We start from the raw sequence: 20,858 nt of genomic DNA on the forward strand, positions 1-20,858 counted from the left end.
CCCTGATTTGATTTTTGGCTTTGACGATTACTTCAGTTTCATCAGCACCCGCGCAAAGGCGCGGTCGATATCGTCCTCCCGGTCGTGGCGTCCGTTCCGGATCTTCCACGCGCCCGCGACCATGACGTCGCGGACAGTCTCGCCGCCGAGTGCAAAGAGCCAGCGGTCGAGGATCTGGTTGTCGGTGGCGGCGGCGATGTAGGGATTGCTGCCGTCAAGCACGACGAAATCGGCGCGCGCGCCGACGGTGATGCCGGCCGCCTTCTGACCGGCGGCCTGGGCGCAGCCCTTGAGCGCCGCGTCGAAGATGGTTCGGCCGATCGAGGCGCCCGGCCCGGTGGCCAGCCGGTTGCGGCGGCGGTCGCGCAGGCGCTGGCCGTATTCGAGCAGCCGCAACTCCTCGGCGACGCTGGTCGCCACGTGGCTGTCGGTGCCGACGCCGATGACGCCGCCTTCGGCCATGAAATCGACCGCCGGGAAAATGCCGTCACCGAGATTGGCCTCGGTCGCCGGGCAGAGGCCGGCAACGGCGCCCGAACGCGCCAGACGCTGCCGTTCGCTTTCCGTCAGATGCGTTGCGTGGATTGCGCACCAGCGTGCGTCGACCGGCATTTCATCGAGCAGCCACTCGACCGGGCGGCGGCCGCTCCAGGCGAGGCTGTCGTCGACTTCCTTGGTCTGCTCGGCCACATGGATGTGGATCGGACCGGCAACGGGTGCGGCATCAAGGATGATGCGCATCTCCTCGGGCGTTGCGGCGCGCAGCGAATGGATGGCGTAGCCGAGCGTATGGCCGGCGTCGCGGCAGAGCGGCGCGAGCCGCTCAAGCAGTGCGAGGAAATGATCAGGATCGTGCAGGAACGGCCGCTGGCCGGGATTGGGCGCGACGCCGCCGAAATTGGCGTGGGCGTAGAAGACAGGCAAATGCGTTAGGCCGATGCCGGTCGTGCGGGCGGCGGCGAGAATGCGCAGCGACATCTCGGCCGGGTCGGCATAGGGGGTGCCGTCGGCCTGGTGGTGCAGATAGTGGAACTCGGCGACGTGGCCGAAACCGCCCTTCAGCATTTCCATATAGAGCTTGGCGGCGATCGCCTCGACGTCGTCAGGGTTTACCAGCCCGAGGGTGCGATACATTTCCTCGCGCCAGGTCCAGAAGCTGTCGTCGCCGCTGCCCGCCACTTCGGCAAGGCCGGCCATGGCGCGCTGGAAGGCGTGGGAGTGAAGGTTGGCGATCGCCGGGATCAGCGGCCCGGCCGTGCGCTCGTCGCTGCTAGCGGCGGTGCTGCCGGTTTCGATCGCTGCGATGCGACCGGAAGCGTCGAGCGAAATCGCGACGTTTTCGGCCCAGCCGCCGGGCAGGAGAGCCCGTTCTGCAAAGATCCGGTTGACGGGAAAACTAGCCATGTGCATTTTCCTGTACGTAGTTGTATATGGAACTATAGATATTTTACGCTGGCGCGCAAGCGTGAAATGAACGAAAAGATTCGAGGGCGAATGCGCATGATTTGTTCGGCGGCGCGGAAAGGCGGGGCTTGAGTTGATGACGGCACTGGGAAAACGGAACGAGACAATCGCTTTCGAAGACGGCCCGATGCCGCGCTACGAGGCGGTCAAGCAGTTCATCCGCAGCCGCATCGAGAGCGGTGAATGGCCCGCCCATCATCGCATCCCCTCGGAAAACGAGATCGTTGCCGACCTCGGCGTCAGCCGCATGACCGCCAACCGGGCGCTCAGGGAGCTGGCAACCGAAGGCGCGATCACGCGGGTGCAGGGCGTCGGTTCTTTCGTCGCTGCGCACAAGGGCAGCACCGCGCTGCTTGAAGTCCGCAACATTGCCGACGAGATCCATGAACGTGGCCACGCCCATACGTCGTTGATGACGCTGCTCAAGGAAGAGGTCGCGACGCCTGACATCGGCTATGCACTCGGGCTTGCCACCGGCGCCCGCGTCTTCCATTCGATCATGGTGCACTCGGAAAACGGCCTGCCAATCCAGATCGAGGATCGTTTCGTCAATCCGGCGATCTGCCCGCGCTATCTGGAGCAGGATTTCCAGGCGATGACGCCGAACGCCTATCTGACGGCGATGGCGCCGATCACCCGCACCGAGCAGATCGTCGAAGCGGTCGCACCGCAGCTCTGGGAATGCAAGTTGCTCGGCATCGACCGCAACGAACCGTGCCTGATGATCCGGCGCCGCACGTGGTCGGACGCAGGCAATGTGACGACAGCGCGGCTGCTTTATCCCGGCACGCGCTATCGGCTCGAAGGCATGTCGCAGTAGGTTGCGGGTGGGTGCAATCGGGAAACCGCACATCTTTTCCTTGATCCCGCTCTATTCTCGACAACATTCCGGTCGATTCGGAGGATCGACCGCCTAAGGGGAGGATGACGAGATCATGGTTGAGGACCCGCTGAAGCTTCGCACCGAGCTCCCGAGACCCGATGTCGGCGCCGAGGAGGCGCGTTCGCTGCTCGCCGAACACTATGGCCTGTCGGGCACGATCAGCGAACTCGGCAGCCAGCAGGACCGCAACTACCGTCTCGACACCGGCGAGCGGCGCTATGTGCTGAAGATCTGCCGGGCGGAATACGAGCCGCTGGAACTGGAAGCGCAGAATGCGGCCTTGCGGCACCTTGGCAAACGTCTGCCGACGGCACGCGTTGCGGAGGTCGTGCCCTCTCTCAAGGGCGAGGCGATCGAGAGCGTTGCCGTCCGCGGCGCGGATTATCGCATCCGCTTGCTCACCTATCTCGAAGGCGAACCGCTCACCCGGCGCAAACATCTGTCGCGCGAAGCCGTGGCTGCTCTCGGCGGCCTGGCGGGTCAGCTCGCGTCGGCATTGGAGGACTTCGAGCATCCGGGGCTCGAGCGGGAACTGCAATGGGATCTGAGGCGCGCCGGCCCCGTCGTCCTGCATCTGCTTACCGATATGGCGGACCAGCAGCGCAAGAAGCGCATCGCTGAAGTGATGGTCGGCGCCATGCGGCGGTTGCAGCCGCTTACCCCTGAACTCAGGACCCAGGCGATCCACCATGACGTCACCGACGACAATGTGGTCAGCCGGCTCGACGCCGCCGGCCGGGCGATGCCGGACGGCGTCATCGATTTCGGCGATATCCTCAATGGCTGGCTGGCTGCCGAACTCGCTGTCACCTGCGCCTCGCTGCTGCATCATGCGGATGGAGACCCGTGGTTCATCCTACCCGCGGTCAAGGCGTTTCATGCGGCATGCCCGTTGACCGAGGTGGAACTGAAGGCGCTTTGGCCGCTGATCGTCGCGCGCGCTGCGGTGCTGGTCGCAAGCTCCGAACACCAGCTCTCCCGCGAGCCCGACAATGCTTACGTCGAGGGCAATGCCGCGCATGAGCGGGAGATCTTCGAGGTCGCGTCGTCGGTGCCTTCTGCGCTGATGGAGCACGCCATTCTTTCGGCCGTCGGCTTTGCGCCGGTATCGGCCCAGGTGACCGGGGAGAGCCTCATCCAGGGGCTCGGCCCCACTGACGTGCGCCAGATCGACCTCTCGATCCTGAGCCCGCTGTTGCCAGAGGAGCGCTGGCAGCACCAGGGATTGCCGATCTCGCTGCTGCAACACGCCGCCCATGCAATCGGCATCGCGACGACGCGCTATGGCGAATACCGGATGACGGAGACCCAGTTGCGGTCACCGAAGCCCGATGCCACCTTCGCACTGCATGTCGACATTTGCCTGGAGGCCGGTCGCGAGATTGTCGCTCCCTTTGCCGCCCGTATCGTCCGGCAGGACGGGCTGCTGGTGCTCGAAGGGGCCGAAGCCAGCCTGTTTCTCGAGGGCGTGGAAGCCGGTGCCGACCTCGAGGGGACGATCGTTGCTGGTGCCGTGCTGGGCGTCGTCTCTGGTGAACAGCACTCCTACGGCCTGATCCGCGTCCAGCTTTGCCGCGAGCAGGGTCTCGTGCCTCCGCTTTTCGTCGTGCCGCGTCAGGCGGCGGCGTGGAAGCACCTGTGCCCGTCGCCGGCCGGCGTCCTCGGCTTCGAATGCGATGGGCCGGAGCCGCACAGCGAAACACTGCTTGCCCGCCGCCAGCAGCACTTTGCCAGGCCGCAGAAGAACTACTACCTGAAACCACCGCGGATCGAGCGCGGCTGGAAGGACCATTTGTTCGACATCGAGGGCCGCAGCTATCTCGACATGGTCAACAACGTCACCATTCTCGGCCATGGGCATCCCCGGCTTGCAGCCGCGGTGGGGCGGCAATGGTCGCTGCTCAACACCAATTCGCGTTTTCACTATGCCGCCGTCGCCGAATTCTCGACGCGGCTTGCAGCGCTCGCGCCGGATGGGCTTGACACGGTGTTTCTGGTCAACAGCGGCTCGGAGGCGAACGATTTGGCACTGCGGCTCGCCTGGGCCTATTCCGGCGCGCGCAACATCGTGAGCCTGCTCGAGGCCTATCACGGCTGGACGGTCGCGAGCGACGCGGTGTCGACCTCGATCGCCGACAATCCGCAGGCGCTCGAAACCCGCCCGGCCTGGGTACATCCGGTTACCGCGCCCAACACCTATCGCGGCGAGTTCCGCGGCGCCGACACGACCGACAGCTATGTGCGCTCCGTCGTCAAGAAACTGACCGAGCTGGACGCGGCGGACGAGAAGCTCGCGGGCTTCATCTGCGAACCGGTCTACGGCAATGCCGGCGGTATTCCGCTGCCGAAGGGCTATCTCGACGCGGTCTATGCCATGGTGCGGGCCCGCGGCGGCGTCTGCATCGCCGACGAGGTGCAGGTCGGTTATGGTCGTCTCGGAGACTATTTTTGGGGCTTCGAGGAGCAGGGCGTCGTGCCCGATATCATTACCGTCGCCAAGGGCATGGGTAACGGCCATCCGCTCGGCGCCGTCATCACCCGCCGCGAGATCGCCGATGCGCTGGAGAAGGAGGGGTACTTCTTCTCGTCCTCGGGCGGCAGCCCGGTGAGCTCCGTCGTCGGGCAGGTGGTCCTGGATATCCTGACCGAAGAACGGCTGCCGGAAAACGCACAGGTGGTCGGCGGCTATCTGAAGGCGCGGCTCGAAGCGCTAGGGCAGCACTTCCCGCTGATCGGCGCGGTGCATGGCATGGGACTCTATCTCGGCGTCGAATTCGTGCGCGATCGGGAGACCCTGTCGCCGGCGACCGAGGAGACGGCGGCGATCTGCGACCGCCTGCTCGATCTCGGCGTCATCATGCAGCCGACTGGCGACCACCTGAACGTGCTGAAGATCAAGCCGCCGCTCTGCCTATCCCGCGAGAGCGCCGACTTTTTCGCCGACATGCTGGGCCGGGTGCTGGAGGAAGGCTGGTAAAGGCGAAAACGCCGCGGGGAGGGCCGCGGCGTCTCGTTGGCGCTTTTCCTTGGATGAGCAATTCCAAACGGGAGACTTTGCCGGAACTGCTCCTGGGATCAGCGTGCCGGCGGGGCGTACATCAGGCCGCCCTGGCTCCAGAGTTTGTTGAGACCGCGATCGATCTTCAGCGGGCTGTCCTTGCCGAGGTGGCGTTCGAAGACTTCGCCATAGTTGCCGACGGCGGAAACCACCTGGTAGGCCCACTTCGGATCGAGCCCCAGCGACTTGCCGGCTTCGTTCTCGATGCCGAGGAAGCGCTTCTGGGCGTTCGTGCCGCTTTCGAGAAGCTTTGCGGCATTGTCTTTGGTGATGCCGAGTTCTTCGGCTTCGGTCAGCGCGAACAGCGTCCAGCGCACGATCTTGAACCACTGATCGTCACCCTGGCGGACGGCCGGACCGAGCGGCTCCTTGGAGATGACTTCCGGCAGCACGACGAAACGATCGGGGTCGTTCAGCGTCAGGCGCTGGGCATAAAGCGCAGAAGCGTCGGTCGAATAGACGTCGCAGCGGGCGGTGTTGAAGGCCTGGATCGTTTGGTCGGCCTTTTCGAAGGCGACGACCTGGTACTGGATGTTGTTGGCGCCGAAATAGTCGGCCATGTTCTGTTCGGTCGTCGTGCCGGTCTCGGTGCAGACGGAGGCGCCCGAGAGTTCCTTGACGCTCTTCACACCGAGGTCGTTGCGCACCATGAAGGCCTGGCCGTCATAGTAGTTGACGCCGACGAAGCTCATGCCGAGATCGGTGTCGCGCGACAGCGTCCAGGTGGTCTGGCGCGACAGAAGGTCGGCCTCGCCCGACTGAAGGGCGGTGAAGCGGTCCTTGGTCGACAGCGGTACGTATTTCACCTTGTCGGGATTGCCGAGCGCTGCCGCAGCCACAGCGCGGCAGAAATCGATGTCGAAACCGGTCCATTCGCCCTTGTCGTTGGGCGCGGAAAAGCCGAGCACGCCCTGGCTGACACCGCAGCGAAGTTCGCCGCGTTCCTTGATGACGTCGAGCATGCCGGCGTTGGCGGCGGTGCCGGCAAGAAACGCCGTGCTCGCCAGTGCCAGAACTCCAAATTTCACTCCAAGTTTCATTGTCCTGTTCTCCTCATTGATGTTTTTAGGGCATGCGTCTTCGTGCCGGGATGCGTGTCGGGCACCCCGGTCATTGCGTTTGGTTTTTCTGCTGTTCGAGCCGGCCTTAACCGAGCGTCCTTGCGACGTCCGCAAAAGTCTCTTCGAGCACGGCGAGCAGGTGATCGGCATCGCGTTTCGAGAAGATCATCGGCGGGCGCATCTTCAAGATGTTGTCATGCGGGCCCTCGGTGCCCATCAGCACGCCGCGGCGGCGGGCGCCGTTGGAGACGGCGCGGGCGAATTCGGTTGCGGGTGCCTTGGTCTTGCGGTCGGTGACAAGTTCGATGCCGAGGAAGAGACCCATGCCGCGCACATCGCCGATCACCTCGTAGCGGGTCTGCATGGCGCGGAAGGCATCTATCAGATAGTTGCCGACCGAAAGCGCATTGCCGCGCAGATCCTGCCCTTCGATCACGTCGAGCACCGCGAGACCGACGGCGCAGGAGACCGGGTTGCCGCCGAAGGTATTGAAATACTCCATGCCGTTGTTGAAGCTGTCGGTCACCTCGCGGGTGGTGACGACGGCTGCGAGCGGATGGCCGTCGCCGATCGGTTTGCCCATGGTGACGACGTCAGGCACGACGCCTTGGGTCTCGAAGGCCCACCAATGGCTGCCGACGCGGCCGAAACCGACCTGCACTTCGTCTGCGATGCAGACGCCGCCGGCCTCGCGTACGAGGCGATAGACTTCCTTCAGGTAGCCCTCCGGCAGGAACACCTGGCCGGCGACGCTCGGGATCGATTCCGCGATGAAGAAGCCCGGGCCTTCGCCCTTGGCCTTCATGGCCTGGATCAGTTCGGCGACGCTTTCGGCAAAACGCTTGCCGTGTTCCTCGGCCGGCCAGTCGGCCGGCGCATGGTAACTGTCGGGAATGGTTGCCACATGCACATGCGGCTTCGGACCCTTGCCGCCCTTGCGGCGGAACTTGTAGGGGCTGATGTCGATCAGCTCCTGCGTCGTGCCGTGATAGGACCAGTCGAGCGTGATCGCATTCTCGCGGCCCGTATGGGCGCGCATCAACCTCAGCGCCAGGCTGTTGGCCTCCGAACCGCTGTTGACGAAACCGGCGACCGTCAATTCCTTCGGCAGCGTTGCCGTCAGCCGCTCGGCATAGGCGACGATGTTGTCGTGCAGGTAGCGGGTGTTGGTGTTGAGGATCGCCGCTTGCTTTGCCATCGCCTCGACCACTGCCGGATGGGCGTGACCGATGTGGCAGACGTTGTTGAAGCAATCGAGATAGGCGCGGCCGCTGTCGTCGATCAGCCAGACGCCTTCGCCGCGCACGAACTTGATCGGCTTGTCGTAGGAGATCGAAAGGTTCGGCAGGAGCAATTCCTTGCGGCGCTTGACGATCTCCTCGTGCGAACGACCTTTCTTCTCGTAGAACTCCTCGGCGATGCCGGCGAAAGTGCGCGCATCGGGGAAGAGTTCGGTCCAGACGTCGAGGAACTGCGGCTCGCCGACGCCGAGGATTTCGGTCGCCGACAGAGCGGTGTCGGTCGAAAGCTGCAGGTGCAGATGCGGCGCCCAGCCGCCATTTTCCTTCGGCGCTCCCATCTCGCCGACAAGCGCGCCGGCCGCAAGCCGGTCGCCGGCCTTGATGCGTCCCATGGCTTCGTGCGCCATATGACCCCAGAGCGTGACGAAGGGCGGGCATCCCTCGGGCTCATGGCGAAGTGCTATCAGGCAGCCATAACCGAGCGGGTCCTTCTCGATCTCGACGCTGACGACGGTTGCGGCAAGCGGGGTGTAGAGCCTGGTGCCGGCGGCCATGAACAGGTCGAGCCCGAGATGGCGAGTGCGGCGGGTGTGGTCGATGAAGCGCGATACGAACATCTCGCCGGCATAGACGGTGCGTTCCTCGCCAAAAGGTCCGATGCCGAGTTCGACGCCATGCGCGCGGCAATAGTCTTCCCAGATCGCCTGGGCTTCATCCGGCTGTTCGCCAGCGGATTTTACCGTCATCGGGTGGGTGGGGTCGCCATAGGGGACGAGCGCTGCCGGATAGGTGGCGGCGGGGCGTTCGAGCAGTGGCTTCAGCGACTTGCGGTTCGCGTTGATCCAGGCGGCAACCTTGCGGGCGCCGGATGTTGCCTCGAAGCCGCAGGCATGCCGCAGGATGGCGGTGGCGAAACGCGGGTTCATCCGGTCGAGCTTGCGCAAAAGCGTCCAGGCCGGCCGTTCGCTGATGGCGAGATAGGGATTGTCGTCGGTATGGGCGCGGCGGGACGCCGAGATCGTGACCGACGTGACGAGGCGCATGGCGATGAGATCGAAGAGCAGATCGACCTCTTCTTCCGCCAGCGGATACTCCGCATGGAAGCCACGGGCGATTGCCGCAGCGGCGCCGATCGGATCGGGATGGTCGAGCCCGGCATAGGCGGCGGCGATCGCCACCTCTGCAATCACGGGCGCATGCAGGGCGTCGCCGAAATCGATGAGGCCGGAAATGGTATCGTGATCGACTTTATCGACCAGCACGTTCCAATCGTTGGCGTCGTTGTGAATGACGGCGGCACGAAGGGTTGCAAGTCGTGGCGCCACGGTCTTTTCGAAGCGGACAAGGAAGCGTTCGAGCAAAGCACGGTCTTCGGCCGAGGTGACGTGGTGCAGCCGGTCGGCCGAGCGGCCGGCATGGCGGATATCCCAGTCGAGATCGCGCAGCGCGCCCGGATGCATGAAGCCCTTGAGCGAGGCATCGAAGCGGCCGAGCATCCGTCCGAGCGACTGTAGCGCCGCATCGTTGCGCCCGGTTTCGGCAAGCGGCAGGCCCTCGACCCAGCTGACGAGCCGTAGCCGATGGGTGACGCCGCGCGCGCTCGTCGTCGAAGCAAGGCTCGCGCCTGACAGCGTCGGGCGGATATGCGGCACCGGCAGGTCGGCAGCATGGGCGCCGACGTGACTGAGCAGTGCGGTCTGGAAATCGCTTTCGACCTCGGGCTCGGCACCATTGATGATCTTCAGAATCGAGATGCTGCCGTCCTCAGCCGCGACCTTGAAGTTCTGATCGCGTTCGCTGGCAAGCAGCGAGAGTGCGCCGGAGAGGCCGTAATGCTCCTTCAGCAAGGCGGCTGCCGCTTCGGTCGAAAAGTCGGGCGTGGTCTTCAGCATATCGTTCATGGGGATCCTCATCTCGATGACGAGATTTGCATGGGCTGTGCTTCGATGCATCCGGCAATATGCCGGTTGCACCGGCACTATGTTTATAATAACCGTCATCTTGTCGGCGGGCACGGAGGAGGGGACATGCAGGACATCGACGCGATCGACCGCACCATCCTCAGCATTCTGTCGCAGGAGGCGCGGATCCCGATGAAGTCGCTGGCGGGCCGGATCGGGCTCTCCAGAAGTGCGACGACCGAGAGGGTCACGCGACTGGAAAAGGCCGGCGTCATTCGCGGCTATCGCGCCGATATCGGCCAGCTGGACGAGGGCACGATTCAGGCCTTTCTGCTGGTGACGCTGAAGCGCACGCCATCGATCGGCGTGCTCGACCGGCTTGCCGGTTTCTCTACGGTCCGCAAGGTGTCCTCCGTCAGCGGCCAGCTGGATCTCGTCGTCGAGGTCGAGGTCGGCTCGATCAATGCGCTCAACGAGCTGCGCAACGAGGTGGCGACGATGGACAATGTCGAGGATCTGACCACCTCGATCGTGCTTAGGCGGGATATCGAGCGAAGCTGATACGCCGCCAGCAGAACCGAGGGCGCCTCGTCAGCCCTCGCTCAGCATCTCCGCCTGCGGAGCAAGCCGTTCGAGCAGCGAGCGGCGCACGCGGCCGATGTCGCGCATCGGTGGCTCGCCGAAATGGCGGGCATATTCGCGACTGAACTGCGACTGGCTTTCATAACCCACCTGATGGCCGGCATCGCCGGCGTCGAGGCTCTCCTCCAGCATCAGCCGCCGGGCCTCCTGCAACCGAAGCTGTTTCTGGTATTGCAGCGGGCTCATCGCGGTGATCGCCTTGAAGTGATGGTGTAGCGACGAGACGCTCATGGAGACACGGTTGGCGAGATCGTCGATCCGGAGCGGCCGCGAATAGTGTTCCTTCAGCCAGGCGACTGCGCGGCCGACCTGATGCGGCTGGCTGTCGGTCGTCGCCATCTGTCTGAGGCGATGGCCGTGCGGCCCGGTCAAAAGCCGGTAGAGGATTTCCTGCTCGATCAGTGGCAGCAGCGCCGGTATATCGTCCGGCCGCTCAAGCAGACGCAGCAAGCGAAGTGCGGCATCTTCGAGTTCGATAGTGATCTTGCTGACGCTCATGCCGCGCACGGAAGCGGCGGGTGCCGGCAGCTGCGACAGGGACGCAAGCAGCGCCTGGATCTTGCCCGGGTCGAGCGTGAAGGCCATGCTGAGATAGGGCTCGTCTGCGGAGGCCTGGCAGACTTGGGACAGAACCGGCAGGTCGATCGACGTCAGCAGATAATCCGATGCGCCGTAGATCAGCGTCTCTTCGCCGAGCACCACGCGCTTTGCTCCTTGCACGATGATCGCCAAACTCGGCCTGTAGGCGGAGCAGTTGACCGGGGCGTCGCCGCCGTGGCGGTGCAGGCTCAGGCCGGCAATCTGCGTCATGTGATCACCATCGATTTTGGCAAACCGGGCAATGACGTCGATCATCTCGGGACGGGCAGTCTGTCGCGTGGCTGTCATAATCTCAGGTCTTTCCAGCGGCTTAGCGTTGTGTGAGGCAACGCTCAGATAGGGTCTCGACGTGCCATCTCCAGGATGTCGCTGTCAATCTTGTAGGATCGTGCAAAAACTTTGCAGGATCGCTCTAACGCTTGCAGCGTGCGCACCCTCATAGTCCTGATGCGCCAGGCCGGGCTCCCTCCGGACCTGCACCCTTTCCCAAAATGAGGACAGACTGATGGCCATTGCAAGAGGATATGCGGCGACCGATGCGTCGAAGCCGCTGACGCCCTTCACCTTCGAACGCCGCGAACCGCGCGACGACGATGTGGTGATCGAGATCAAATATTGCGGCGTCTGCCACTCGGACATCCACCAGGCCCGCAACGAATGGGGCAACTCGGCGTTCCCGATGGTTCCGGGCCACGAGATCGTCGGCATCGTCACGGCGGTCGGCTCCAAGGTGACCAAGTTCAAGGTCGGCGACCGCGCCGGCGTTGGCTGCTTCGTCGATTCCTGCACCACCTGCGCTACCCGCGATCTGGATCTGGAACACTACATGCCCGGCCTGGTCGTGACCTACAACGGCGTCGAAGCTGACGGCAAGACACCGACCCAGGGCGGCTACTCCGACAGCATCGTCGTCAAGGAAGGCTACGTTCTGTCGATCCCCGAGAACCTGCCGCTCGACGCTGCGGCACCGCTGCTTTGCGCCGGCATCACGCTCTATTCGCCGCTGCGCCACTGGAAGGCCGGTCCCGGCAAGAAGGTCGCGATCGTCGGCATGGGCGGTCTCGGACATATGGGCGTCAAGCTGGCGCATGCCATGGGCGCAGACGTGACCGTTCTCAGCCAGACGCTTTCCAAAAAGGAAGACGGGCTGAAGCTCGGCGCCGATCACTACTATGCCACCAACGACCCCGAGACCTTCACGGCGCTGGCGGGCACGTTTGACCTGATCATCTGCACGGTTGCCGCCGAGATCGACTGGAACGCCTACCTCAACCTGCTCAAGGTCGATGGCGATCTGGTGCTGGTCGGCATTCCGGAGAACGCCGTGCCGGTGCATGCCTTCTCGCTGGTGCCGGCGCGCCGCAGCATTTCCGGCTCGATGATCGGCTCGATCAAGGAGACCCAGGAAATGCTCGACTTCTGCGGCGAGCACAACATCGTCTCGGAAATCGAAACGATCCGCATCCAAGAGATCAACGAAGCCTATGAACGCGTCGTCAAGAGCGACGTGCGTTATCGATTTGTCATCGACATGGCATCGCTGCAGGACGCCGCCTAAGCTGAAAGCAGACGGCCCGGGATCTGTGTAGATCCCGGGCCGTTCTTTTATTTTTCTGCGACAGAGGCTCACACCAGCGGCAGCGGCCCGTCGTTCTTGATCTCTTCCATGACAGCATAGGTGCGGGTCTCCTTGACGCCCGGGAGCGTCCAGAGAACCTGGCCGAGGAAGTTGCGGTAGGCCGCCATGTCCTCGAACCGCGTCTTGACCAGATAGTCGAAGCCGCCTGCCACCATGTGACATTCGAGCACGGCCGGCGCCTGTTTGACGGCGGCGGCGAACTGGTCGAAGACGTCGGGCGTCGTCTTGTCGAGCATGACCTCGATGAAGACCAGCAGCCCGAAGCCGAGCTTCTGCGGGTCCAATCGCGCGCCGAAGCCCGAGACGTATCCTTCCTTCAACAGCCGGCGCAGACGTTCGCTGGTCGCGGTCGGCGACAGGCCGATGCGATCGGCAAGCTCCAGATTGGTGATGCGGCCGTCCGCCTGGAGAATGTTGAGAATTCGTCGGTCAATCTTGTCGATCTGATGCATCGTGCCTCCCAACCGTGCCTCAGGCGGCAAGTCGCGTTTCCGCGAGCTTCACCCAGTAGGAAATGCCGTGCGGGATCGCCTCGTCGTTGAAGTCATAGGCCGGGTGATGCAGCCCGGCGGTGTCACCGTTGCCCATGAAGATAAAGGCGCCGGGGCGGGCAAGCAGCATGTAGGAGAAATCCTCACCGCCCATCATCGGATCGAGCGACGGCTGGACATTGCCGGCACCGGCAATCTCGGCTGCCGCCTGCAAGGCATAACCGGTCTCGTCGGCATGGTTCACCGTTACCGGATAGTTGCGGTTGTAGGAGACCTGGACGGTCGCGCCGTAGATCTGGGCAACACCCTCGGCAATCGTGCGGATGCGGCTTTCGCCGATCTCGCGCACCTCAGGCATGAGGGTGCGCACGGTGCCGCCAAGTACGGCTTCCTGCGGAATGACGTTGTGGGCGAAACCGGCATTGAACTTGGTGACGGAGACGACGACGGAGGCGAGCGGATCGACTGTGCGCGACGCAATCGTCTGCAAGGCGGTCACGATCTGCGTTCCGACGATGATCGGGTCGATCGTCTTGTGCGGCTGGGCCGCATGGCCGCCGCGGCCCTTGATGGTGATGGTGAACTCGTCGGTCGAGGCCATGATCGGGCCGACGCGGCTGCCGAACTGGCCGACGGGCATGCCCGGCATGTTGTGCATGCCGTAGACTTCGGCAATGGCGAAGCGCTCCATCATGCCGTCCTTGACCATCTCGTTGCCGCCGCCGCCGCCTTCTTCTGCAGGCTGGAAGATCACCGCGACTTGGCCGGCAAAGTTACGGGTCTCGGCGAGATACTTCGCCGCCCCGAGAAGCATGGCCGTGTGGCCGTCGTGGCCGCAGGCATGCATCTTGCCGGATGTCTCAGAGGCCCAGTCCTTGCCGCTCGTCTCGGTGATCGGCAGCGCGTCCATGTCGGCGCGCAGACCGATGGTGCGGCCCGCGCCGAGATTGCCGCGGATGAGGCCGACGACGCCGGTGCGGCCAAGCCCCGTCACGATTTCGTCAACGCCGAACTCCTTCAGTTTCTTTTCGACGAAGGCTGCCGTATTTTCGACCGCGAACAGGAGCTCCGGATTCCTGTGCAGGTGGCGCCGCCATTCGGTGACTTCATTCTGGAGCTCGGCGGCACGGTTAAGTATCGGCATCGTTTCGTCCTGTCGGTCTGTTCGATCACTAATTGTATCTGCGTATCGGTGTGGATTGGCACGACTGCCCGTGAATGGGCTTTGCCATCTCCTCGCCATATAGGCTAAATAGCCGGACGAGACGAGGCAACAGCGGATTTTCGAGGTCCTATCGTGGTGACAGCAGGATTTTTCACGCGTGGCAAGATGAAGGCGCTCGGAGTGACGGCGGCGACATGCGCCACGCTTCTTGCGGCGCTGCCGGCTGCGGCCAATCCAAGGCTGGTCGTCGACGTCAATTCGCTGAAGGTTTACGAGCATCAGGATATCTTCCAGAAATGGTATCCGGCGTCGCTGACCAAGCTGATGACGGCCTACACGGCCTTCCGCGCCATCAAGTCCGGTCAGCTCACGCTCGAGAGCCCGGTCATCATGACCAAGAACGCCGCCGCCGAGCCGCCGAGCAAGATGTTCTACAAGCCCGGCCAGGCGATGACGCTCGACAGCGCGCTGAAGATGATGCTGGTGAAGTCGGCAAACGATGTTGCGGTCGCGATCGCCGAAACGGTCGCCGGTTCGGAGCCCGCCTTCATCGAGCGGATGAATGCCGAGGCCCGCCGCATCGGCATGACCTCCTCGAACTTCATTAATCCCAACGGTCTGCCTGGTCCCGGCCAGTACACCACCGCCCGCGACCTTGCGGTGCTCGCGATCACGCTCAAGCGCGAGTTTCCGCAATACGCCTCCTATTTCTCGCTGGAAGGTTTCACCACCGGCAAAAAGGATTATCCGAACTACAACATGCTGATCGGCCGCTTCGAAGGGGCTGACGGCATGAAAACCGGCTTCATCTGCGCTTCCGGCTTCAACCAGGTTTCATCCGCCACCCGCGAGGGGCGCAGCGTCGTCTCGGTCGTGCTCGGCGAGGACAGCCTCGGTGCGCGTGCGGATGAGTCCGCACGGCTCCTGCAGATGGCACTGACGACGAACGGCAACGGCAAGCCGTCGCTGGTGCAGATCCCGGCCTATGGCGAGACGCGCGACATGGTGGCCGATGTCAGCAAGCAGATCTGCTCGAAGGCGGCCGCGAAGGTTCGCAGCGAGGGCCGCGACGAAGCCGGAGCCGCCAGAAGCTGCTCTCGCCCTATATCCACGAAATCAACCGGCCACTGAAGCTTGCCTTCGCCGGGCTGATCGCCGGCAGCGGCGAAAAAGCGCCGAAGCTTGCCGGCGACCCGGCCGGCCAGGGCGATGTCGCCAATGTGCCGATCCCGGTGCCGCGGCCGACCTTCTGATCGGAGTGCATGATGGTTAGTCCCTTGTCGGCGGTGCCGGTCTCGATCCTCACCGGCTTCCTCGGTGCGGGCAAGACGACGCTGCTCAACCGGCTGCTGAAGGATCCCGATCTCTCGGATACGGCCGTTATCATCAACGAGTTCGGCGACGTGTCGATCGATCATCTGCTGGTGGAAGCCTCCAGCGACGGGGTCATCGAGCTTTCCGACGGCTGCCTCTGCTGCACCGTGCGTGGCGAACTGGTCGATACGCTTGCCGATCTCATGGACCGCATGCAGACCGGCAAGATCAAGCCGCTGAAGCGCGTCGTTATCGAAACCACCGGCCTTGCCGACCCGGCGCCAGTGCTGCAATCGGTGATCGGCAATCCGGTCATTGCGCAGAACTTCCGGCTGGATGGCGTGGTCACCGTCGTCGACGCCGTCAACGGCCTGCAGACGATCGCCAATCACGAGGAAGCGCTGAAGCAGGTCGCCGTTGCCGATCGCATCGTCATCAGCAAGACCGGCCTTGCCGAAACGTCGGAGCGTGATGCGCTGACGGCGCGGATCCGCGCGCTCAATCCGCGCGCGCCGCTGATCGATGGCGACAGCGCCGAAGCAGGGCGCGCAGAGCTGTTCGATTGTGGCCTCTACGACCCGTCGTCGAAGATCGCTGATGTCGGCCGCTGGCTGCAGGACGAGGCGCACCACGACCACCATCATCATGACCACGGTCACGATCATCACGACCACGATCACCACCATGATCATGGGCACGATCATCATCACCATCACGATGTGACGCGACATGGCGGCGACATCCGCTCCTTCAGCATCGTGCACGACCGGCCGATCGAGCCTATGGCGCTCGACATGTTCATCGATCTCCTGCGCTCGGCGCATGGCGAGAAGCTGCTCCGGATGAAGGCGATCGTCGCGGTTGCCGACAGGCCGGACCGGCCGCTGGTGCTGCATGGCGTGCAGAACGTCTTCCACACGCCGGAGCGGCTCGCCGCCTGGCCGGACCCGAACGACCGTCGCACGCGCATGGTGCTGATCACCAAGGGGTTGGAAGAGGCCTTCGTCCGCGACCTCTTCGACGCCTTCACCGGCAAGCCGCGCATCGACCGGCCAGACGCCCAAGCGTTGTCCGACAATCCGCTCGCCGTGCCAGGCATGCGGTTCTAAATCACGTCAGTAATCGAAGCGTTGCCGCGCGGCAGACGTGGCGTCTTACGAGCCCTTGCGGATGAGGAACCGGTGGCCGCCGTCGGCGGGTGCGGCCTCTACAAGCTTGTGGCCGTCCTCGTTGCAGAAATGCGGAATGTCGATCACCGCCAGCGGATCGGTGGTCTCAATCTCCAGCAATGCGCCCGGCGCCAGCGAAGTCATGCGTTTACGCGTCTTCAAAACGGGAAGGGGGCATTTAAGCCCCCTCAGGTCATAGACGATCTTCTGTTCGTCCGGCATCAATTGCCCCAGATCTTCCAGAACGGCCGCTTCTTCGGCGGCTCTTCCGTCATAACAGGCGCTTCGGCGGCCGCATCGGCTGACGGTGTCGTTGCCGTGGTCACGGCAGCGGCCTGCTGCTGGGCGGCAGGGGCCGGCGCCTTCGCCTGCTTTGCGGTCGTTGCCGGGGCGGCTTGCGTCTGCGGTGCGGCAGTAGCCTGCTGTTCAGGCGTGATGACGACCGGGGCCGGCATCTGCAATTCCGGCTCGCTCTTGAAGAACAGGCTCCAGAAGGATTTCTTCGGCTGCTCGACGGCTGCCTGCATCACCGGCTGCGGAATGGGATTGGCGGCCGGGACCGGGACGTGCTTGCCGCCATCGGTCGCCTTTTCGAGTTCCTTCTTCTGGATCTCGACGGCCTGCTTGGTTTCTTCCGCTTCCTTCTGCAAGGCGATCTTCTTTTCGAGATCGCTCGCCTTCATCATCTTGCCGGCGTCAAGCGAGTTTCCGGTCGGCGCATAGGCGAGTTCGCGGCCGACGCGCTGCTTGGCGACAATCGCCTTGCGCTCGGCTTCGCTTGGTTCGTACCAGACCATGCCGTCATACTTCTTCATCGCCTTGTCGTAGTCGGTCTGGTAGCTCTTTTCGAAGCTCGCCATCGCCACCTGCAGGGCCGGCGGCGTCGACATGGCGGGGCACTGGCCACCCGGATTGAACGGGCCGGAGGCCTGCTGGTTGAAGACGTACTTCTTCTCGCAGACATTGACTTCCGGCGGACGCTTGGTGACTTCGAACTGGTCGTAGCCGACCTTCAGCATCTTCCAGAAGTCGATATTCGGATTGTCGCGGTGCCGCGCCATGTTCTCCGCGGTCATGCGGAAGGGGAAGGCCTGCAGCTGAACACTTTCCTGGCCGCCCTTGAAGCTATCGCGGGCGAGCGCAAAGATCTCGATCATCTGCTCGTCGGTCATCGAGTAGCAGCCCGACGACGAGCAGGCGCCGTGGATCATCAGGTGTGTGCCCTGGCGACCGTTCGCCTTGTCGTAGGCGTTGGGATAGCCGGTGTTGATCGCCAGATAGTAGTTGGAATTGGGGTTCATCTGGCGCGGGAAGAGCGGGTAGAAGCCTTCCGGCGCCTGCCGGTCGCCTTCCTTCACCTTGGGCCCAAGCTTGCCGGACCAGGCGCAGATCTTGTAGGTCTTCAAAAGCTGGAAGCGGTTGGCGGTATTGGCCTTCCAGACCTCGAGCGTGCCTTCTTCCTTGAAGATGCGCAGTGCGATCGGGGCTTGCTTCTGCATCCCGAGCTCGCTCATCTTTTTGACCATCGGGGCAGAGACCTGATACTCGGTCTTGTTCCTGACGGACTTGATATCGACCGATGTCGTCGCATCCAGCGTTTCGTTGGTGCAGCCGGCAAGCGCGGCGACAATGGCGGCGGAAGCTAAAAGGTTCCAGAAACGCATCAGCAGAGGCCCGTTCAAACCCAAACTCGACTAGGAAAGCCCAAGTCCGCGAGGGTGGGCCTTTTACAGAATCACTAAGCGATTATACTTCACGAATTCTTAACCCTGCAGGGTGGCCCTGCCGATGCGCTGTTCATGACCTCATGAATATGGCCAAGATTTGGCCACACTCCGCTTTGCAGTTGCGAAATCCGCTTCCGCAATCGCGGGCCATCAGATCGGGCGAGGGGAAGGTCGTGGGATTTCCGCCCCGCTCCCGCTTAAGGACTGCCGATCCGGCTTAGAGGTTACGGCCGATATTCAGATATTTTTGTCGGCGATCGGTGCGCAACTGGTCGCCATCGCGTCCGGAAAGTTCCTTGAGCGCGTCGGCGATCACGGTTCCGGTGCGGCCGATGACCGCGTTCGGGTCGCGGTGCGCGCCGCCGACCGGTTCCTGAATGATGCCGTCGATGACGCCGAGCGCTTTCAGATCCTCGGACGTGATCTTCATGTTGCTGGCCGCTTCCTTGGCGCGGGTGGAATCGCGCCACAGGATAGAGGCTGCACCTTCCGGCGAGATGACGCTGTAGATCGCATGCTCGAGCATGTAGACGCGGTTGCCGGTGGCGATCGCAATCGCACCGCCGGAGCCGCCTTCGCCGATGACGACGGTGACGATCGGCACGCGAACGTTGAGGCACATCTCGGTGGAGCGGGCAATCGCTTCCGCCTGGCCGCGCTCTTCGGCGTTAACGCCCGGGTAGGCGCCTGCGGTATCGACCAGCGTGATCAGCGGCAAGCCGAAGCGGTCAGCCATTTCCATGACGCGGATCGCCTTGCGGTAGCCTTCTGGACGGGGGCTGCCGAAATTGTGCTTGATGCGCGACTTGGTGTCGTTGCCCTTTTCCTGGCCGAGAACGGCGACCGGCATACCGCGGAAGCGCGCAAGGCCGGCCTGGATGGCGTCGTCGTTGGCGAAGTTGCGGTCGCCGGCAAGCGGCGTGAACTCGGTGAAGAGCTCGGCGGCATAATCCAGGAAGTGCGGGCGCGAGGGGTGGCGGGCGACCTGGGTCTTCTGCCACGGCGTCAGCTTGGAATAGATCTCGACCATCGCGTCGCGGACGCGCGTCTCCAGGCGTTCGATCTCATCCGAAGTGTTCACACTCTCGTCTTCGCCGGCGAGCTTCTTCAATTCGAGAATCTTGCCTTCGAGGTCGGAGATGGGTTTTTCGAAATCGAGATAGTTGTGCATGAGATGCGTTTCCGATCATTTTGCGACAAGGGTCTGCGGGCCGAAACCAGCCTGCCCGGCGGTCCTAATCCTGTTTTTTCGCCTGTTTGGCAAGAGGGTGATGGTTTTGCACCAGGTTGTGCAGCCGTTCTTCCAGAACATGTGTATAGATTTGTGTCGTTGAAATGTCCGAGTGACCGAGCAGTTCCTGCACCGCGCGAAGGTCGGCGCCATTGGCCAGCAGGTGGCTGGCGAAGGCATGTCTAAGCACGTGCGGGGAGATCGTGGCGACACGAATGCTGGCGCGCGCGGCCAGCGATTTCAGATCGCGGGCAAAAACCTGGCGCGGCAGGAACCCCTGCTTGCCCGAGGAGGGGAAGAGCCACGGGCTCTCTCGGTTGCCACTTTCCTCGCGCGCAATCTCCTCGGCGAGCGCCTCGCCATAGGCCCGCATGGCCCGGATCGCTGCCTGTGATAGCGGAACGAGGCGGTCCTTGTTGCCCTTGCCGCGGATGACGAGGAAGCGGCCGTTCTGGGCGAGCACGCTTGCCGGCAGCGACACCAGTTCGCTGACGCGCATGCCGGTCGCATAGAGCAGTTCGATCAGCGCATGCATGCGCAATTTGGCGAGGTGGTCGGTACCGCCGGCTGCCGCCTCGGTCTCCGCCTGGCCGATCAGGCGCGAGACGTCGTCGACGCTCAGCGTCTTCGGCAGGCTACGTCCCTTCTTCGGCGCGTCGAGGATCCCGGTCGGGTCGTCGCCGCGCATGCCTTCGGCGTAGAGGAATTTGTAGAACTGCCTGAGCGCCGAAAGCCGCCGCGCTTGCGAGGAGGCCTTGAAGCCCTGACCGGCGAGATGGGCGAGATACCCGCGAAGGTCATCTGGTGTCGCCCCGGTCAGCCCGGTTCCGAGCGTGCGCAGATGCGAGGAGGCATCTTCGAGGTCACGCTCGTAGGATTGCAGCGTATTGACCGCTGCACCCCGCTCGGCGCTCATCATTTCGAGGAAAGCCTCGACATGGGCGGCGGAAAGATCGCTCATTGGGTCTTGTTCACCCGTTCGGACGGGATCTTCACGGTGACGTCGCGCTCCGTCGGCTCGACGAAGGTGACGAGAGAGATCATCGTGCCGTACACTATCCCGGCAATTACGGCGCAGAAGAACAGGAACCGGAAGAGGGTCGGCATTTCAATCTCCTCTGCATGTGCCTTTCGATCGAAGCGGACGTAAGGATACATGCAGGCGTTCAAACGGCCAGTGCGTTTCAGGCGCTCGGAATGAGCGCGCGACGCTGTGGCGGGTGCCAGACCTATATGAACGCCGCTTCCGCCGAGTTCAAGAACCGTGAGCGG

At 63.4% G+C, this 20,858-nt stretch carries 16 protein-coding genes and 1 pseudogene; 6 read left to right on the forward strand and 11 right to left on the reverse strand.

Features of this window, described 5'->3' with window-relative positions:
• Positions 1 to 27 precede the first annotated feature (27 nt).
• Entirely contained in the window at positions 28 to 1,404 is a 1,377-nt protein-coding gene (gene hutF, locus OVA00_RS22615; protein WP_268089641.1) for a formimidoylglutamate deiminase, read from the reverse strand.
• A 136-nt stretch (positions 1,405 to 1,540) separates the two neighbouring features.
• Between hutF and hutC the strand changes: the two genes are divergently transcribed.
• Both hutC and OVA00_RS22625 read left to right on the forward strand, forming a co-directional pair.
• A complete protein-coding gene (gene hutC, locus OVA00_RS22620) occupies positions 1,541 to 2,284 on the forward strand; it encodes a histidine utilization repressor (protein WP_034806500.1) in 744 nt (247 codons plus the stop codon).
• A 115-nt stretch (positions 2,285 to 2,399) separates the two neighbouring features.
• Complete coding sequence (locus tag OVA00_RS22625; RefSeq protein WP_268089642.1) at positions 2,400 to 5,324, forward strand: aminotransferase; 2,925 nt, start codon at positions 2,400 to 2,402, stop codon at positions 5,322 to 5,324.
• Between the two features lie 98 nt (positions 5,325 to 5,422).
• Here OVA00_RS22625 and OVA00_RS22630 read toward each other — a convergent pair whose 3' ends face one another.
• Together OVA00_RS22630 and OVA00_RS22635 are read right to left on the reverse strand one after the other, a co-directional pair.
• Positions 5,423 to 6,445 (reverse strand): amino acid ABC transporter substrate-binding protein, encoded by a 1,023-nt coding sequence (locus OVA00_RS22630; RefSeq protein WP_442780546.1) that lies wholly within the window; start codon positions 6,443 to 6,445, stop codon positions 5,423 to 5,425.
• 106 nt (positions 6,446 to 6,551) lie between these two features.
• Entirely contained in the window at positions 6,552 to 9,608 is a 3,057-nt protein-coding gene (locus OVA00_RS22635) for an aminotransferase class III-fold pyridoxal phosphate-dependent enzyme (RefSeq protein WP_268089643.1), read from the reverse strand.
• A 126-nt stretch (positions 9,609 to 9,734) separates the two neighbouring features.
• Here OVA00_RS22635 and OVA00_RS22640 point away from each other — a divergent pair, with 126 nt between their 5' ends.
• Positions 9,735 to 10,169 carry an Lrp/AsnC family transcriptional regulator gene (locus OVA00_RS22640; protein ID WP_043617453.1) on the forward strand — a complete coding sequence of 145 codons (435 nt, stop codon included), beginning with the start codon at positions 9,735 to 9,737 and terminating at the stop codon, positions 10,167 to 10,169.
• Between the two features lie 30 nt (positions 10,170 to 10,199).
• Here the strand turns inward: OVA00_RS22640 and OVA00_RS22645 are convergent, their stop codons facing one another.
• Entirely contained in the window at positions 10,200 to 11,138 is a 939-nt protein-coding gene (locus OVA00_RS22645; RefSeq protein WP_268089644.1) for an AraC family transcriptional regulator, read from the reverse strand.
• Between the two features lie 217 nt (positions 11,139 to 11,355).
• Between OVA00_RS22645 and OVA00_RS22650 the strand changes: the two genes are divergently transcribed.
• Positions 11,356 to 12,408, forward strand: coding sequence for an NAD(P)-dependent alcohol dehydrogenase (locus OVA00_RS22650; RefSeq protein WP_268089645.1), 1,053 nt, complete (start codon positions 11,356 to 11,358; stop codon positions 12,406 to 12,408).
• A 68-nt stretch (positions 12,409 to 12,476) separates the two neighbouring features.
• On the opposite strand, the gene OVA00_RS22655 is transcribed toward OVA00_RS22650, so the two are convergent.
• Positions 12,477 to 12,941: an Lrp/AsnC ligand binding domain-containing protein gene (locus OVA00_RS22655; RefSeq protein WP_034806518.1), complete on the reverse strand. Its 465-nt coding sequence runs from the start codon at positions 12,939 to 12,941 to the stop codon at positions 12,477 to 12,479.
• A gap of 19 nt (positions 12,942 to 12,960) precedes the next feature.
• Positions 12,961 to 14,124, reverse strand: coding sequence for a M20 aminoacylase family protein (locus OVA00_RS22660; protein ID WP_034806520.1), 1,164 nt, complete (start codon positions 14,122 to 14,124; stop codon positions 12,961 to 12,963).
• Positions 14,125 to 14,325: 201 nt separating this feature from the next.
• Here OVA00_RS22660 and OVA00_RS22665 point away from each other — a divergent pair.
• Together OVA00_RS22665 and OVA00_RS22670 are read left to right on the forward strand one after the other, a co-directional pair.
• Positions 14,326 to 15,398 (forward strand): annotated as a pseudogene (locus OVA00_RS22665) (D-alanyl-D-alanine carboxypeptidase family protein).
• A 12-nt stretch (positions 15,399 to 15,410) separates the two neighbouring features.
• Complete coding sequence (locus OVA00_RS22670; protein ID WP_089044497.1) at positions 15,411 to 16,568, forward strand: CobW family GTP-binding protein; 1,158 nt, start codon at positions 15,411 to 15,413, stop codon at positions 16,566 to 16,568.
• A gap of 45 nt (positions 16,569 to 16,613) precedes the next feature.
• Here OVA00_RS22670 and OVA00_RS22675 read toward each other — a convergent pair whose 3' ends face one another.
• The 5 genes from OVA00_RS22675 to OVA00_RS22695 all read right to left on the reverse strand — a co-directional run bounded on the left by OVA00_RS22675 (position 16,614) and on the right by OVA00_RS22695 (position 20,693).
• Entirely contained in the window at positions 16,614 to 16,850 is a 237-nt protein-coding gene (locus OVA00_RS22675) for a sulfurtransferase TusA family protein (RefSeq protein WP_060518528.1), read from the reverse strand.
• Positions 16,850 to 18,292, reverse strand: a complete 1,443-nt coding sequence (locus tag OVA00_RS22680) for a L,D-transpeptidase family protein (RefSeq protein WP_268089646.1) — start codon at positions 18,290 to 18,292, stop codon at positions 16,850 to 16,852. The genes OVA00_RS22675 and OVA00_RS22680 overlap by 1 nt, the downstream gene beginning before the upstream one ends.
• A 280-nt stretch (positions 18,293 to 18,572) precedes the next feature.
• Complete coding sequence (locus OVA00_RS22685) at positions 18,573 to 19,526, reverse strand: acetyl-CoA carboxylase carboxyltransferase subunit alpha (RefSeq protein ID WP_034806530.1); 954 nt, start codon at positions 19,524 to 19,526, stop codon at positions 18,573 to 18,575.
• Positions 19,527 to 19,590: 64 nt separating this feature from the next.
• Entirely contained in the window at positions 19,591 to 20,547 is a 957-nt protein-coding gene (gene xerD / locus OVA00_RS22690; RefSeq protein WP_060518526.1) for a site-specific tyrosine recombinase XerD, read from the reverse strand.
• A complete protein-coding gene (locus OVA00_RS22695; RefSeq protein ID WP_034806731.1) occupies positions 20,544 to 20,693 on the reverse strand; it encodes a hypothetical protein in 150 nt (49 codons plus the stop codon). Before OVA00_RS22695 ends, xerD begins: the two co-directional genes overlap by 4 nt.
• Positions 20,694 to 20,858 lie beyond the last annotated feature (165 nt).

The sequence above is a fragment of the Ensifer sp. SL37 genome, from assembly GCF_026672675.1.
GTDB lineage: Bacteria > Pseudomonadota > Alphaproteobacteria > Rhizobiales > Rhizobiaceae > Ensifer > Ensifer adhaerens.

Excerpts from the sequence above, each read along its gene's own strand:
- hutF (WP_268089641.1), bottom strand. The coding sequence starts at position 1,404 with ATGGCTAGTTTTCCCGTCAACCGGATCTTTGCAGAACGGGCTCTCCTG.
- OVA00_RS22670 (WP_089044497.1), top strand. The coding sequence starts at position 15,411 with ATGGTTAGTCCCTTGTCGGCGGTGCCGGTCTCGATCCTCACCGGCTTC.
- OVA00_RS22660 (WP_034806520.1), bottom strand. The coding sequence starts at position 14,124 with ATGCCGATACTTAACCGTGCCGCCGAGCTCCAGAATGAAGTCACCGAA.
- OVA00_RS22645 (WP_268089644.1), bottom strand. The coding sequence starts at position 11,138 with ATGACAGCCACGCGACAGACTGCCCGTCCCGAGATGATCGACGTCATT.
- OVA00_RS22675 (WP_060518528.1), bottom strand. The coding sequence starts at position 16,850 with ATGCCGGACGAACAGAAGATCGTCTATGACCTGAGGGGGCTTAAATGC.
- OVA00_RS22695 (WP_034806731.1), bottom strand. The coding sequence starts at position 20,693 with ATGCCGACCCTCTTCCGGTTCCTGTTCTTCTGCGCCGTAATTGCCGGG.
- OVA00_RS22650 (WP_268089645.1), top strand. The coding sequence starts at position 11,356 with ATGGCCATTGCAAGAGGATATGCGGCGACCGATGCGTCGAAGCCGCTG.
- OVA00_RS22630 (WP_442780546.1), bottom strand. The coding sequence starts at position 6,445 with ATGAAACTTGGAGTGAAATTTGGAGTTCTGGCACTGGCGAGCACGGCG.
- OVA00_RS22655 (WP_034806518.1), bottom strand. The coding sequence starts at position 12,941 with ATGCATCAGATCGACAAGATTGACCGACGAATTCTCAACATTCTCCAG.
- OVA00_RS22635 (WP_268089643.1), bottom strand. The coding sequence starts at position 9,608 with ATGAACGATATGCTGAAGACCACGCCCGACTTTTCGACCGAAGCGGCA.
- xerD (WP_060518526.1), bottom strand. The coding sequence starts at position 20,547 with ATGAGCGATCTTTCCGCCGCCCATGTCGAGGCTTTCCTCGAAATGATG.
- OVA00_RS22685 (WP_034806530.1), bottom strand. The coding sequence starts at position 19,526 with ATGCACAACTATCTCGATTTCGAAAAACCCATCTCCGACCTCGAAGGC.
- OVA00_RS22680 (WP_268089646.1), bottom strand. The coding sequence starts at position 18,292 with ATGCGTTTCTGGAACCTTTTAGCTTCCGCCGCCATTGTCGCCGCGCTT.
- OVA00_RS22640 (WP_043617453.1), top strand. The coding sequence starts at position 9,735 with ATGCAGGACATCGACGCGATCGACCGCACCATCCTCAGCATTCTGTCG.
- hutC (WP_034806500.1), top strand. The coding sequence starts at position 1,541 with ATGACGGCACTGGGAAAACGGAACGAGACAATCGCTTTCGAAGACGGC.
- OVA00_RS22625 (WP_268089642.1), top strand. The coding sequence starts at position 2,400 with ATGGTTGAGGACCCGCTGAAGCTTCGCACCGAGCTCCCGAGACCCGAT.